Here is a 13,403-nt window from a genome sequence, read left to right on the forward strand (position 1 = left end):
CCTTACAGCCAGCGTATTGGATGGGTCTATGGCTTGATGGCGGCGTTGAATTCCGTGGTGAAATAGGGCTTCACCACAACGGCTTCCTTGAGCACACCCTGTGTTAAAAATGTATCCGCGATCTCCTGGCTTTCCGCCACGGTGTGGTCGGCGATGGGATCCAAAGCCTTCGGACGGCGCTTCTCCGCGACGAGGTTCACTTTGGGATCGAGCTTCAGGAGCTTTGCCTGGAAATCAGCACGTACCTCTGGGTTTTTATGCGCCCAGTCCAGATGCCGGGCGACGTGACGGACGTAGCCCGCCACCGCCTCCTTCTTTCTTTCGATCGCATTGTCAGACGCCGCAAACAAGGTCCTGCTCGGGAAATTGATATCGCGCGGTGTGGAAATAGTGCGCGCGCCCTGGGCTTCATAAGCCGCGAGCAGCGGGTCGATATAGACTGACGCGTCGATGACACCAGCTTCAAGCGCGGCAAGCAGATTGGTACCGGCCGGCAGGAAGGTCGATTGAATGTCGTTCAGCGTCAGGCCCTCCTTCTGAAGCGCCTTCGTCAAAAACCACTGGGCATTTGTAGCACGTGGATAGGAGACCTTTTTCCCTTTCAGTTCCTTTACAGTCTTGATGGGCGATGTGTTGAAAACAATGATTCCTTCACCGTCTTCCCACGATTCCGTCGCAGCGATCACCTTGAAGGTCGACTTGGCGGCGGCTGCGATCACTGCGCCGGTCTCCCCGATTTCGGCAATATCGACCTGTCCCGCGTTCAGGGCCGTGATGACATCTTGCACGCCGCCGGGAAAGATCACCGTCTCGAAGACCACGCCCTCGGGCTTGTCCTCGGGATTAGCGGCGAAGGTCGAGGCCACGCCATAAACATTGCTGGTCGCGATCTTCAGCCTGACGGGATCAGCGGCATGAGCGCTGGCGATCGCCAGAATACCTGTGGCCGCAGCCATGCCGCGGATTACAGAACGCTTAGAGATCAATCTGGACATCAGGGTATACGCCTCTCGCGGTCGCTTGTGTCAAAGCTATGAAAAGGGATCGTTGGTCGCTTAATTATCTATTAATTCTATGGAAATAGTTGACTAAATGTCAAGGGCGTGTTGTCCTGTGGCATCGGCCTGCGTGGCCTGCTCCAGTGAAGGTGTAGCGATACGTGTCCTATTTAGGTTCGAGGTCCGTGAGGCGGTGCGCGTTGCTCGCCGCGCTTGTCCTTCTGTGGCAATTGCTCGCCAGTACCGGGCTCATCAATCGCCGTTTCTACGGCTCCCCCGCCGACGTGGTCACAGCTCTGGTAGAACTCGCACGGTCCGGTGAGCTCGCCTTGCACCTCGGCGTCTCGCTGTGGCGTGCAACCGTCGGTCTTGCGATCGGCACCACGCTGGGGCTGGTGTTTGGGGTCCTCGTAGGGCTTTCCAAGCTCGGGGAAGATCTGTTCGACCCCTTTTTCCAGGCCATTCGCACGCTACCCCTGCTTGGATTGATCCCGCTTTTCATCCTCTGGTTCGGTCTTGGAGAAACGCCGAGGATAGCGCTGATCGCGCTCGCGAGTTTTTTCCCCGTCTATCTGAATACTTTCAAAGGCATACGTGGCGTCGATGCGCGGTTCATCGAGCTCGCGAACAGCTACGGCGTTAAAGGTCCACGCCTGATACGTGACGTCATCGCACCGGCAGCATTTCCCGCCGCGCTCGTCGGCTTCCGTTATTCGCTCGGGATCGCATGGTTGTGTCTGGTGATAGCCGAGCAGGTCAACGCGAATGAGGGCCTGGGCTGGATCATCATCCAGGCTAATTTGCTCGCCCAGACAGCACTCATCATGACCGCTCTCGTGATCTATGCGGTCATCGGCGTCGCGGCCGATTCCCTCGTGCGACTTGTCGAACGGCGCGCTCTCCGTTGGCAGAATGCCTTCGAGGGAGCCTGATATGGGATATCAACCGCTGTCCACGCCCCAGCCGGAGACCCCCGTCGTCGTGTCCCTCCGGCATGTCAGCCGTGTCTTCGACGGCCGGCGGGTCCTCAATGACATTTCTCTGGATATCGTTGCCGGCGAATTCGTGGTCCTCGTTGGCAAGAGCGGATGCGGCAAGTCGACCTTGCTCAAGATCGTCGCCGGCCTCGACCATGGCGCCGAAGGCGAACTCAGCATTCCCGGCCGACGCTCCATCGTGTTCCAGGACGCGCGCCTCCTGCCGTGGAAGCGCGTCTGGGAGAATGTGGCTTTCGGGCTCGATGGGCCGAAGAAGCACCTCTATGCCCGCGCGCAGAAGGCTCTTGAGGAAGTGAGGCTGCCTGGCTTCGCCGACTACTGGCCGCTCCGGCTTTCGGGCGGCGAGGCACAGCGTGTCGCGCTGGCGAGGGCACTGGTGCGCGAGCCGGAATTGCTTCTGCTCGACGAGCCCTTCGCGGCCCTCGATGCTCTGACACGGCTGAAAATGCAGGATCAGGTGCTCCAGCTCTGGCGGCAGCACGCGGTTGCTACCCTTTTCGTGACACATGATGTCGATGAAGCCCTCGCGCTCGCGGATCGCATTGTGCTCATAGAGGATGGCCGTATTGCACAAATCTTTCCCGTGCCCCTGGCCCGGCCACGCCAGCGCGAGGAAGCGGGCTTTGCCGCGCTGCGCAAAGAATTATTGACGGCCCTAGGTGTCGGAGGCCCGATAGCGGCTAACATCGCCTCACCGCGGCCGGCCGCCCAGGATGCCCCGCCTCCATCGCAGAGAAGCTCAATCCATACACGCGCCGCATATTGATGGAGACTTCCTTAAGAATATCCCGCCCGCGCTTTGGCGTGTGGGCTACTGTGGCTGGCGCCCCTGGTTCCCACCTCGACCCTCATCGAGCCGCCCAGCGGTCATTGGGGCGCTCCTAGCCAAACACGTTCTCAACTTGCGGCCCGTTTCGATTAGCCGGCCGCCTTCAACGGAACATCCGTCGCCACGCCCAAAGCCGCCAGAAGCTCCCTGCGCAGGGCAACGAAATGAGGATGCTCGCGATGACGCGGCCGCGTCAGCCCGATCTCGAACAAACTGGCTATACGCCCGCTGTCGATCAACGCGATCTTATCGGCAAGCAACAAAGCTTCATCCACGTCGTGAGTCACGAATATCGTTGCGACCTTGTGGCTTGACCACAGCTTCAGCACGAGCTGTTGCATCTTGAGGCGTGTCAGCGCATCGAGAGCCGCGAAGGGCTCGTCCAATAAAAGCAGGTCCGGCGTTCGCACGAGCGCGCGGGCCAGGGCAACACGCTGGGCCTCCCCGCCCGAGAGCGTCAAGGGCCAGGCATCCGCCCGCTCTGCCAGATCGACTTCACTCAGTGCGGTCAGCGCGCGGTCGCGCAGCTCGGCCCGCGGCCCACCGAGGCCTAGCACCACATTCTTCCACACCGGCTTCCAAGGCAGAAGGCGGGGTCCCTGGAAGACAGTTGCGTGATTAGGGACGACATTGACCGCCCCTTCGGCACCATCGTCAAGACCGCCGATAATCTTGAGCAACGTGGATTTCCCGCATCCGCTCTTGCCGACGAGCACGATGAACTCGCCTTTTCTCACGGTCAGGTCGATATCAGACAATACTGCCCGGCCATCAAAGGAACGTCCGACACCAGACAGACTGACCGCCGGCAGGCTTTTGAGATCGGCCATTGTCATGCTCCCTGGAAAGAACGCTGCCAGCGCAGCGCACGCCGTTCGATAAGTCGCACGACCGCATCCGCTAGCACGCCGATCACGGCATAGATCGCAAGCGCGGTCATGATGACGGATGTTTGGGCCAACTCGTTGGCCTGCACGATCAGCCAACCAAGACCGGAGGAAGAATTGATCTGCTCAGCGACAACGAGGGATAGCCAACTCAAGCCGATCGCGTAGCGCAGCCCAACAAGAGCGGATGGAAGGGCAGCGGGAAAAATGATATCCCGCACGAGCCGCCAGCGACTGAGCCGATAACTCTTGCCGAGTTCGATGAGCTGTTCGTCGACCCCGCGAATACCTTTGAAGACATTCAGATAGACCGGGAAGAAAGACCCCAGTGCCACGAGCAGAATGCGTGGTGTTTCACCAAGCCCGAACCACAGGATGAAAAGCGGCACGAGGCCGAGAAACGGCAAGGTGCGGACGGCCTGGATCGTGGAATCGATTGCATCCTCGCCAAGCTTCGACAGTCCCGCGAGAATGCCGGCGAGCAATGCGGTCACGCTGCCGAGCACGAGACCAAGCAGGGCGCGCCAAAGCGAGACCCCAAGATGAGTTGTCAGCTTCCCACTTGTCGTAAGGTTCCAGAGCGACGTCAATATATCGCTTGGAGAGCTCATGAAGCGCCTATTGATCACGCCGTAGTGAGCAAGGATCTGCCAGGTTATGAGAAGGCCGATCGGAACAACCGATCGGCGCAGGATACGTGAATACCTGTCCATCGTCTCAAGAACGCGCGTAGGCGTTGAACTCCTCGGTGAATGATGCGGCTGCGTCGAGTTTCTGCTCGATGATGCCCTGGGCGAGGAAGGCGTCGGAAATCCGCTGGTTATTCGCTTTCAGCCCTGCATCGATCGGTCGGAGTCGCGGCGGGCGGTTACGCTCGGCGATCAGGGCCACCTCCGGATCGATGCTGAGCAAGGTCGCCACCGCCTTTGCGCGCTCTTCGGGCCGGGCATGTCCCCAGGCAAGATGGCCCGCAAGCTGTTTCACGAAGGCGGCGACGCCCGCCTTGCGCTTGCTGATCGCGTCGTCGCTTGCGATGTAATAAAGTGGGTTCTCGGCGCCAACATCGGCGCCATTGGCGATTTCGCGGCTGCCGGATTTCTTGAAAGCTGTCAGCAGCGTGTCGATGGATACTGCTGCATCAATACCGCCAGAATCGAGAACCGCCTGGATATTAGACCCCGCCGGCAGAAACACGGGCGTGGCGTCGTCCGGCTTCAGGCCCGCCTTCTCCAGAGCCTTGAGATAAACCCAGTGCGAGTTGGTGCCCCGTACGTAAGACACCTTTTTCCCGCGGAGGTCCGAAATCGTCTTGATCGGTGAATCGGCCTTGACGATAATGCCTTGCCCTCTGCCCCACGGCTCTGTGGCCGCGACAATCTTGAATGGCACGTTCGCCGCCTGCGCCACGACAGGGCCGACTTCCCCAATCTCGCCGATATCAAGCTCGCCCGCGTTGAGCGCCGCGATGATCTGCGGAGATCCAATGGTGAATGGGACGATCTCGAAACGGAAGCCAGGGACGACGTCGTCACCCCGCGCCTTGAAAGTGGACGCAAAGCCGAACGTGTTGCTGGTGCCGATGCGGATCACTGTGGTGCCCGCGTCCTGAGACCGCGCGACATGCGGGGCAAAGACACCCGCGGCAAACACCGCGCTGCTCTTTATAAGAATCCGTCGATTGATCATGCTGTCGCTATTCCGTTGGGAGGAGAGGCTAAGAGAAGGCTTCTTCAGTTATTAGTCAATAAATTTTATAGAATTTATATTATTTAGGATCGAGGCCCGCCTGTCGCCTGGACAAGGGGTGCCAGGCGCTATTCTCCATCGGACACCGCCCTGCGGCGATCGATGCCGAGAACGCCTTGTGCCACCTCAGATGTAGGAGTTCGGCGGCGGCAATGTCCCATTGAGATAGTAGTTCCCGAGATGAAACTCCTTCCAGCGCAGCGGATCATGCAGTGAATGCGTCCGCGCGTTACGCCAATGCCGATCCAGTCCAAGGCGATTACGCGTTGCACGCGCGCCGGTCAGAAGAAAGAACTCGTCGGCTATCGTCGTCGCGGCCTCGACGCATAGAAGACGCGCATCGGCGATGGCAAGGCGCGCGGCCAGCACCGCTTCCACCGATCGCGTCGCGCGTGCCACGTCAATCAGGCGGGCAGCCTCCCTGAGCGAGACGGCCGCGGTCCGTGCCTTGACGCCGAAGCGACCATAGTCACGGATGACAAAGGGCTCCTGCGCATGCTCCTCGTAAGGGTTGTTGATCCAGGGGCGATTGTTCTCGCGAATATAGCGGCCAGCCTCCTCCAGCACGTCTTCCGCGAGGCCGAGATCAATAGCCGCATGAATGAGGCTCGCGTTGAGCGCGAATGAGCGACCGTCCCCGGCCGGCGGGAGCAGCGGGAAAACGTTGAAATCCGGCACGAAAACGTCCTCAAAGATCGTGGTGCCGCTGGCCGTCGTGCGTTGGCCCATGCCATCCCAATCATCTATGAGGGAGATACCCCGGGACGTGGCATCGACGAAGTAGATGAACGAACGACGCCCACCTTCTTCATCGAAATGGGCGATAAAAGGTATCCACTGCGCGAAGAGCGCCCCTGTGGAATAGTATTTGCGGCCTGTAATACGCCACCCTCCATCCACTTTGTCGAGCTTGTGCTGGTAATCGCCGGGCCGCTTGCGGGTGTCCTCGGAATGCGCGTTGCCGATCCTGTCTCCGGCGAGGAAACGGCCGAAGAAGAAGGCGGCCTGTTCCGGGTTGCCGCCGGCAACCGTGGGCAGCCAACAGAAGTGATTCTGCGGGATTTGGCCGATATTGGGATCTGCAGACGACAGGATCCGGAAAACCTCGGCTACGGTCTGCGCAGAAACATCCGCCCCACCGTAGTCCCGCGGCACGGTGATGCCGAAGATGCCCGCCCGGGTCAGTTCCTCGATCTCGGCGCGGGGCAGGATGCGTTGCCGATCGCGCTCCACCGCGCCTGCGCGAAATTGCGCCGCCAGCGTGGTCGCGACCTCGATCGCTTCGGCATCGCTGCGAATAAGGTGGACCACCTTGTGGTTTGGGCTATCCGCCAGCCGGGCTGCGGCGTCGTTCGATGACATCAGGGCCTCATATTAGTAGACAAATTCGATAGTTTTTGTATTTTTTTGTTAAGGCATCTCCTGCAGTGGGTCAATCGATGACAGAACGAGTATCAGAGCAGCAGCCAGCGCCGCGCTTCGGCGTCTGGTCCCCCTATCGCGGCCAGTGGGTTATCGATCCGCGCAACGAGCGTCTGGTGGCGAGCTGGGATCTGGCGCGCGAAGTCACCTTGAGTGCCGAACGAGCCGGCTTCGATACGATCCTCTATGCGCAGCACACCATCAATCCGCTTGATCAGACCGAGGAGATCCAGGAGGCCTGGACAGCGGCAGCGGCAGCAGCGGCGCTGACCGAACGCATTGAAATCATCGCCGCGATCAAGCCGCGCCTTTACCATCCCGTCGTGCTCGCCAAGATGGCGCTCGGCATTGAGGACATCAGCCACGGCCGTTTTGCCATCAATCTCGTCAATGCCTGGTTCATTCCAGAACTCGAGAGATCCGGGATTGGCTTTCCCGAGCATGACGAGCGTTATCGATACGGGGAGGAGTGGCTCCGCGTCTATAAGGCGCTCGTCGCGGGTGAGACGCTGACCCATGGTGGCAAGTATTTCAATGTCGATGCCTACACATTGCGCCCCGGCTCCCGTTACCGGGACCGCCCCTTCATCTATTCGGGGGGTGAGTCAGAGCAAGGCATCGCTCTTGCCGCGGCACACTCGGACGCTTGGTTGATCAACGGCCGCCCGATAGAAGACGTCGTGCCCCTGGTTCATGCCGCGCGGGCGCAGCCACGCAAGGGTGCGCCGCTTCAGCTCGGCATAACGGGCTTCTCGATAACGCGGGAGACCGAGGCGGAAGCACAGAAAGCGCTCGCTGAACTCTACGCGATCCAGGACAGCTTCTATGACAGCCGTTCGGCTGACATGCGCAAGCACATCGACCCGAAGGTCGTCGCCCTCAAGGTGAACCAGAACTATCCCGGAACACGGATGATCGGCGCCAACGGCGGCACCCTGCCAGGCTTCGTCGGCAGCTATGATCAGGTCGCGGAGCGCATCGCGGCCTTCCATGACATCGGCATCATCACCTTCCTCCTGTCGTTCTTCCCGTTGGTGGAAGAGCAGGAAAACTTCGCACGGCATGTAATCCCGCGCGTCCGAGATCTCGTCAGTCGCCGTCCTCCGGCTGCGCGAGCCGCCGCACGGCGCTGAACCTTGCTTCAGAAAAGAAATGGAAGCCCCAGATGAGCGAGAAGCTCTTCATCGTCGATTTTCACAACCACCACCTGCCGGCGGGCTTTGAGCCGACAACCGCCCATTCCCTATCGGGGAGCGCCAAGGCGCGTTGGGAGGCCATTAATCGCGACCTTGCCGACGAAGCTCTGCTCCTTGCCGATATCGAGGCCGGCGATGTTGACGCCCGCATCGTCAACGCGCCGGGTGCGCTGATTGCGGAGCCAGACGGGTCCCTTCCGTTCGACGTTTACAGGCGGCTCAACGATCGCCTGGCGGAGGTTGTCGCACGTCACCCCGGCAAATTGTACGGCCTTGCCTCAGTCGATGCTTATAGCGGCGAAAAGGGAGCCGAGGAGGTAAGACGCGCGATACGCGAGCTAGGCCATCGCGGCATCTTCGTGGACAGTGCGCGCGGCGAACTCTTCATCGATGCGCCCGAAGCACGCCCCACGCTCACCGCCGCCGCTGATCTCGGCGTGCCGGTCTTTGTGCACCCCGTCAACCCACAGCCGTTGACGCGGCTGCTCGCGCCCTATGGCCGGATTGGGACACTCTTCGCGCGCGGCACGACGAATGCCGCCGCTCTGATCGCCCTTGTTGAAGGCGGCGTCTTCGCCCAACTCCCTCGCCTTCAAGTGGTCGTGACGGAGCTGGCCTTCGGAGGGCTCGCTCTCGCTGGCGCCTTTCATCACGAAGGCCTGGCGCCCGGCGGTCTGCTTGAGACGTTACGCCGCCACGTCCTGATAGATACCATGGGGTTCAACCCAGTGACGATTCGTGCCGCCGTCGACCTCCTGGGGGCGGATCGCGTCGTAGCAGGTAGCGACTGGCCTATCGTCAGCACCGGCGAAGTCCGCGACCGCCTGGATCAGGTATTGGAGGCAGCAGGCCTCAATGCCGCGGCCAAGCGCGCGATCGCGGGGCAGACCGCGCTTCGTCTCATAGGCGTGGTGTGAAGCATAGGGAGAACAGCGTGAGCCAAAGTCGAAATTGAGGTTTGTCTCACCCGCAGACGAAAAGTCAATGATGGGTGAGACATACGCCATCAAACTTGCGCTTTCGTTCGTGTCAGTGGCGATGTAAATCTTTCTCCATGCTGCACGTCCGCGCTATCTTTCCCCTTCTGCTCGTCGCTTTCCCGGCGCTCGCGCAGGATACGCGTGCGCCGCGGCCGCAATACGCCGTCGCGTGCGGAGCGCAGTTCGCGCGGTCTGCCAGCCACGCCCGTCTCGTCAAATTCTACGGCGCCAAGAACGTCACCTTCGAAAGCGTGAACCGCCCCGAGGGCGAAGTCGTCAAAGCCACCGTGCTTTTCGGGAAAGACCCAGGTCGGCGGCTCGAGATCGAGTGGCATGACGAGAAGAAGCGCCGCTCACCAAGCGTGATGACAGTCTTTGGCGAGACAAACAAATGGATCGGCCCGCTCGGCATCAAGAATGGCATGACGATCCAGGAGATCGAGCAACGCGCGGGCAAGCCATTCAAGATCAACGGTTTCGGCTTTGACGTCGCGGGCGCGGGGCACTTCGAGGAAACGAAGCTCGAAAAACTGCCGGGCGGCTGCTTCTTCAACGCGCATTTCGACATCGAAGGGGGGCTGCCGCCCGAGCACCTTGAGCGCTTTGTCGGCGATGTCGCGATAAGCTCTGACGATCCAGATCTTCTGACACTCAAGCCGAAGTTGTGGATCTACACGCTGACCTATCCCCCGCCCTCGACAGATTGAAAGCCTTTTCACAGGCCGCTCAGACCAGCACCGCCGTCCGCCAGTCGCCAGAGCCGATGGCGCGCGCGGCTTGTTCGCGCAACATCCCCTCGAAGATCTTGATCGCCTGCGTCAGAGGCCGCTCTTTCGACGATGCCAGCATCCACTCGATGTCAAAGCCCGTGATCGGCGCCGCGGAGATTCTTCCGACTACGAGGTGGTCGTGAAGGCCGCAATAGGAATAGACAGTATAACCCAGTCCCTGCGAGACAAGATCAAGCGCGATCGTCGCGTTGATTTCAGCGCGAATGTTCAAGGCAACATCTTGCGCCGATGCGGCTTTTTCCAGAGCAACGCGCAGGCTGGCTGGGCGTGACAGGCCGACCAGCTTCAGCTCGGCCAGGGAGCGCAACTCAACAGCCCGATCAAGTGACAGCCCAGCCGAAGGCGGGCCGACCAGAAACATTTGTTCCTTGAGGAGCGGTCGGCTTTCCAGCGCCGAGGCGGGCTCGTGGATGGAAAGGAGGCCAAGGTCGAGTTCGCCACGGAGAAGCTTGTCGCGCACCAAGGCCGAGGTGTCCTCCACAAAACGGAAGAAGACGCCGGGGTAGTCCTGCATGAAGCGCGCTATAGCGGGCTTGCTCAGCAGGGTCCGCATAGAGCGGGGAATGCCGACGTGCAGCGCGCCTGTGGGCCAATCGCGCCGATCGATGATCTCCTCGCGCATGTTGGCGATGTGACGCAATAGAAAGTCCACGCGCTCGTAGAGCAGTCGCCCCACCTCGGTCAGGTGAACACCCCGGGCGTGCCTTTCCAAAAGCTTGGCGCCCAATTCCTCTTCCAACAGCATGATTTGCCGGCTGAGAGCCGATTGGGAGATGCGAATACGGTTCGCCGCGCGGCTGAAGCCACCCGTTTCGGCAACTTCCCGGAAATACTCCAGCTGGCGGACGTCCACGGTGAACTACCTATCGATTTTTGGCATAGCTTCAATATGACTTATCTGCTTGTTCTATGCAATGGCGGCTCCTAGCCTGTCTCGATGAGTGATGCGCAATTTGTCCGCAGCCTTCGTGTGAGCTCCGGATGATGTCGCTGAACGCAGGCGGGAGTGGGAATGAATTCGGATCTGACGACGCTCACGGCCACCGAACTCGTCCGCGGCTATCGCAAGCGGGATTTCTCACCGGCGGAGGTTGTCAGGCAGACGCTTGAGACCATCGATGCCCTCAATCCGGCGCTGAATGCTTTTGCCTTCCTTGATCCCGAAGGCGCGCAGGCATCGGCCAAGGCCTCCGAACAGCGCTGGATGCGGGGCGAGCCCGCCGGGCCGATCGACGGCGTGCCAACCACGCTCAAGGATCTGGCCGCCGTGAAGGGCTGGCCGCGCTATCTTGGCTCGCGGACAACGCCGGCCTCGCCGTCGCCCGACAGTTTCGACGGTCCGGCCGCCGCGCGCCTGCGCGAGGCCGGTGGAGTTTTTCTCGGCAAGACAACGCAACCTGAATTCGCCTGGAAAGGGCTGACGGACAGCCCCCGTTTCGGCATCACGCGCAACCCCTGGAACCTGGAGCGCACACCGGGCGGCAGCAGTGGCGGCGCCGCCGCCGGGGTCGCCGCCTATATGGGGGTGCTGGCCCTGGGCACCGACGGCTCGGGCTCCGTGCGGATCCCGGCTGCCTTTTGTGGCCTGGCGGGGCTGAAGCCGACCTATGGCGTCATCCCGCAGCACCCGCGCGCCACCCACATGGGCGACATCGTGCATACCGGCCCCATTGCGCGCTGCGTGTCCGACGTCGCGCTGATGGCGCAGGTCATGTCTCAGCCCGATCATCGTGACTGGACAAGCCCGCCGCATGCGATCCGCTGCTTCGACGACCTGACGCCCGCCCTTGCCGGTCTTCGCGTTGCCTTCAGCCCCACCCTCGGCTTTGCCACGGTCGACCCGGCGATCGGCCGCATCGTCCGCGACGCGGTCAACAGGCTCGCGGATCTCGGGGCGATCATCGTGGAGGTCGATCCCGGCTTTGAGGACACGCGCGACATGATCGACATGATCTACAAGGCCGGAGCCGCACGCACCGCCTTTGCCATGTCGGACGATGCGCGCGCGGCGATGGATCCCAAATACCTCGCCTTCGCCACCTCAGGTCTGGGCATTTCCGCGAATGACTATGTCGGGATCGGCATGATGAAACGCGACGCGCTCAACGCGCGCATGGTCGAGTTCCACGAGACCTATGATCTCCTCATCACACCACAGCTCGGCTTGACGGCGCCCCCCGCCGACGAGGAGCTTTTCCCGCCCTTCTATGAGCATTGGTTCGACTGGGCGCCCTTCTGCTATCCCTTCAACCTGACCCAGCAGCCGGCGGCGACCGTGCCCTGCGGCGTTGCGCCGGATGGTCTGCCGGTCGCTCTCCAGATCGTCGGCCCGAAATTTGCTGACCAGCGCGTGCTGAACGCGGCACTGGCGGCCGAGCAGGCAATCGGCTTTAAGCCGCTGAGCAAAGATTTGGTCTTTAAGCACTGTGCCAACTTCCTAGAGGGGAACAAGAACCATGCGCATGCCTAAGTACCTCAAGACACTTGCATGGCTCGCAGCCGCCGGCTTGCTGGCCTCCACGAGCACGTCCAAGGCCGCGACGTATGACATCATCGTGGGCGCGGGCCATCCGAATACGCAGACCTTCGTGAAGTTGCTCGAAACCGTCTTCATTCCCGAAGTCAACAAGGCGATGAAGGAAGCGGGCAAGGGTGACACCATCAACTGGACGACCGGCTTCGGCGGCACGATCGTCAAGTTCGAGAGTCTGCTGGAGGGCGCGCAGACCGGTCTTGTCGATATCGTCGTCTCGCCGAATGTGATCCGCCCGAGCGAGCTCCCGCTCAACATGTTCACCTACATGGCGCCGTTCGGCTCCGATGACGTCAAGCAGACAGTCGAAATCGTCCGGACGGTCTATGACAAGTTCCCGGCCGTCAAGCAGCAGTGGGCGCGCTTCGGCCAGCAGCCCATCGCCCATTACGTCTACGCCAGCCACAACATCGTCGGCACGTTCCCGATCGAGAAATTCGAGGATGTGAAGGGCAAGAAGATCGGCGCGGCCGGCGTGGTCGGAAACTTCTTCGGCGGCACCGGCGCCACCGCCGTGAACGGCAATTTCACGACCTACTACAACGACCTGCAGAACGGCGTCTACAACGGCGCCACGGGCCCGGTCGCCGGCATGCAGCAAGCCAAGCTTCAGGAAGTCGCCAAGCACCTCAATGTCGTGAATTTCGGCACCCAGTATGTCGTGGCGCTCTCGATGAACACGGCGAAGATGGACAGCCTGCCCCCTTATGTGCAGGACATCATCCGCAAGGCTGCCCTGAAATACGAGGAGGCGCTCGCCAACCTCGAGGTCGCCGAGGCCGCCGCCGCGATCGAGACGATGAAGGCGGCCGGCGTGGCAGTCCATGTCCTGCCGCAGGAAGAGCGCGTCAAATGGGCAGCCGCCCTGCCGGACCTCGCCGGCGATTGGGTGAAGCGCCTCGAGGCGCAGGGCATGCCCGGGCGCGAGCTGCTTGTCTTCTACATGGACGAGCTGCGCAAGCGCGGTGCCAAGCCGGCGCGCGACTGGGACGCGGCCTATCGCTGAGCATGACGCGGGAGCGG

The 13,403-nt window shown here is 61.3% G+C and carries 13 protein-coding genes; 7 read left to right on the top strand and 6 right to left on the bottom strand.

Features of this window, described 5'->3' with window-relative positions:
• Positions 1-26: 26 nt before the first annotated feature.
• Positions 27-995: an ABC transporter substrate-binding protein gene (locus tag KIO74_RS24975; protein WP_297257792.1), complete on the bottom strand. Its 969-nt coding sequence runs from the start codon at positions 993-995 to the stop codon at positions 27-29.
• Between the two features lie 203 nt (positions 996-1,198).
• Here KIO74_RS24975 and KIO74_RS24980 point away from each other — a divergent pair, with 203 nt between their 5' ends.
• Positions 1,199-1,930, top strand: coding sequence for an ABC transporter permease (locus KIO74_RS24980; RefSeq protein WP_213337695.1), 732 nt, complete (start codon positions 1,199-1,201; stop codon positions 1,928-1,930).
• Between the two features lies 1 nt (position 1,931).
• A complete protein-coding gene (locus KIO74_RS24985) occupies positions 1,932-2,762 on the top strand; it encodes an ABC transporter ATP-binding protein (RefSeq protein ID WP_213337697.1) in 831 nt (276 codons plus the stop codon).
• 152 nt (positions 2,763-2,914) lie between these two features.
• On the opposite strand, the gene KIO74_RS24990 is transcribed toward KIO74_RS24985, so the two are convergent.
• The 4 genes from KIO74_RS24990 to KIO74_RS25005 all read right to left on the bottom strand — a co-directional run bounded on the left by KIO74_RS24990 (position 2,915) and on the right by KIO74_RS25005 (position 6,820).
• Positions 2,915-3,655, bottom strand: a complete 741-nt coding sequence (locus KIO74_RS24990) for an ABC transporter ATP-binding protein (RefSeq protein WP_249731470.1) — start codon at positions 3,653-3,655, stop codon at positions 2,915-2,917.
• Positions 3,656-3,657: 2 nt separating this feature from the next.
• The gene (locus KIO74_RS24995) at positions 3,658-4,425 is read right to left on the bottom strand and encodes an ABC transporter permease (protein ID WP_213337701.1); all 768 of its coding nucleotides are present in this window, start codon (positions 4,423-4,425) and stop codon (positions 3,658-3,660) included.
• Positions 4,426-4,429: 4 nt separating this feature from the next.
• Positions 4,430-5,398 (bottom strand): ABC transporter substrate-binding protein, encoded by a 969-nt coding sequence (locus KIO74_RS25000; RefSeq protein ID WP_213337702.1) that lies wholly within the window; start codon positions 5,396-5,398, stop codon positions 4,430-4,432.
• A 186-nt stretch (positions 5,399-5,584) separates the two neighbouring features.
• The gene (locus KIO74_RS25005) at positions 5,585-6,820 is read right to left on the bottom strand and encodes an SfnB family sulfur acquisition oxidoreductase (RefSeq protein WP_213337703.1); all 1,236 of its coding nucleotides are present in this window, start codon (positions 6,818-6,820) and stop codon (positions 5,585-5,587) included.
• 77 nt (positions 6,821-6,897) lie between these two features.
• Between KIO74_RS25005 and KIO74_RS25010 the strand changes: the two genes are divergently transcribed.
• The 3 genes from KIO74_RS25010 (at position 6,898) to KIO74_RS25020 (ending at position 9,763) form a co-directional block, all read left to right on the top strand.
• Positions 6,898-8,013, top strand: coding sequence for an LLM class flavin-dependent oxidoreductase (locus tag KIO74_RS25010; protein WP_213337704.1), 1,116 nt, complete (start codon positions 6,898-6,900; stop codon positions 8,011-8,013).
• A 32-nt stretch (positions 8,014-8,045) separates the two neighbouring features.
• Positions 8,046-8,993 (top strand): amidohydrolase family protein, encoded by a 948-nt coding sequence (locus KIO74_RS25015; RefSeq protein ID WP_213337705.1) that lies wholly within the window; start codon positions 8,046-8,048, stop codon positions 8,991-8,993.
• A 137-nt stretch (positions 8,994-9,130) separates the two neighbouring features.
• Positions 9,131-9,763, top strand: coding sequence for a hypothetical protein (locus KIO74_RS25020; protein ID WP_213337706.1), 633 nt, complete (start codon positions 9,131-9,133; stop codon positions 9,761-9,763).
• 19 nt (positions 9,764-9,782) lie between these two features.
• On the opposite strand, the gene KIO74_RS25025 is transcribed toward KIO74_RS25020, so the two are convergent.
• Complete coding sequence (locus KIO74_RS25025; RefSeq protein WP_213337707.1) at positions 9,783-10,700, bottom strand: LysR family transcriptional regulator; 918 nt, start codon at positions 10,698-10,700, stop codon at positions 9,783-9,785.
• 159 nt (positions 10,701-10,859) lie between these two features.
• Between KIO74_RS25025 and KIO74_RS25030 the strand changes: the two genes are divergently transcribed.
• Complete coding sequence (locus KIO74_RS25030; RefSeq protein WP_213337709.1) at positions 10,860-12,317, top strand: amidase; 1,458 nt, start codon at positions 10,860-10,862, stop codon at positions 12,315-12,317.
• Complete coding sequence (gene dctP, locus KIO74_RS25035; protein WP_213337711.1) at positions 12,304-13,386, top strand: TRAP transporter substrate-binding protein DctP; 1,083 nt, start codon at positions 12,304-12,306, stop codon at positions 13,384-13,386. Before KIO74_RS25030 ends, dctP begins: the two co-directional genes overlap by 14 nt.
• Positions 13,387-13,403: the final 17 nt, after the last annotated feature.

This window comes from Chelatococcus sp. HY11 (assembly GCF_018398335.1).
Taxonomy (GTDB): Bacteria; Pseudomonadota; Alphaproteobacteria; order Rhizobiales; family Beijerinckiaceae; genus Chelatococcus.

What these genes read in the sequence shown, in the direction of transcription:
- KIO74_RS24985 (WP_213337697.1), top strand. Translation starts at nt 1,932, where the DNA reads ATGGGATATCAACCGCTGTCCACGCCCCAGCCGGAGACCCCCGTCGTC.
- KIO74_RS24975 (WP_297257792.1), bottom strand. Translation starts at nt 995, where the DNA reads ATGTCCAGATTGATCTCTAAGCGTTCTGTAATCCGCGGCATGGCTGCG.
- KIO74_RS25005 (WP_213337703.1), bottom strand. Translation starts at nt 6,820, where the DNA reads ATGTCATCGAACGACGCCGCAGCCCGGCTGGCGGATAGCCCAAACCAC.
- KIO74_RS24995 (WP_213337701.1), bottom strand. Translation starts at nt 4,425, where the DNA reads ATGGACAGGTATTCACGTATCCTGCGCCGATCGGTTGTTCCGATCGGC.
- KIO74_RS25020 (WP_213337706.1), top strand. Translation starts at nt 9,131, where the DNA reads ATGCTGCACGTCCGCGCTATCTTTCCCCTTCTGCTCGTCGCTTTCCCG.
- dctP (WP_213337711.1), top strand. Translation starts at nt 12,304, where the DNA reads ATGCGCATGCCTAAGTACCTCAAGACACTTGCATGGCTCGCAGCCGCC.
- KIO74_RS24990 (WP_249731470.1), bottom strand. Translation starts at nt 3,655, where the DNA reads ATGGCCGATCTCAAAAGCCTGCCGGCGGTCAGTCTGTCTGGTGTCGGA.
- KIO74_RS25015 (WP_213337705.1), top strand. Translation starts at nt 8,046, where the DNA reads ATGAGCGAGAAGCTCTTCATCGTCGATTTTCACAACCACCACCTGCCG.
- KIO74_RS25000 (WP_213337702.1), bottom strand. Translation starts at nt 5,398, where the DNA reads ATGATCAATCGACGGATTCTTATAAAGAGCAGCGCGGTGTTTGCCGCG.
- KIO74_RS25010 (WP_213337704.1), top strand. Translation starts at nt 6,898, where the DNA reads ATGACAGAACGAGTATCAGAGCAGCAGCCAGCGCCGCGCTTCGGCGTC.
- KIO74_RS25030 (WP_213337709.1), top strand. Translation starts at nt 10,860, where the DNA reads ATGAATTCGGATCTGACGACGCTCACGGCCACCGAACTCGTCCGCGGC.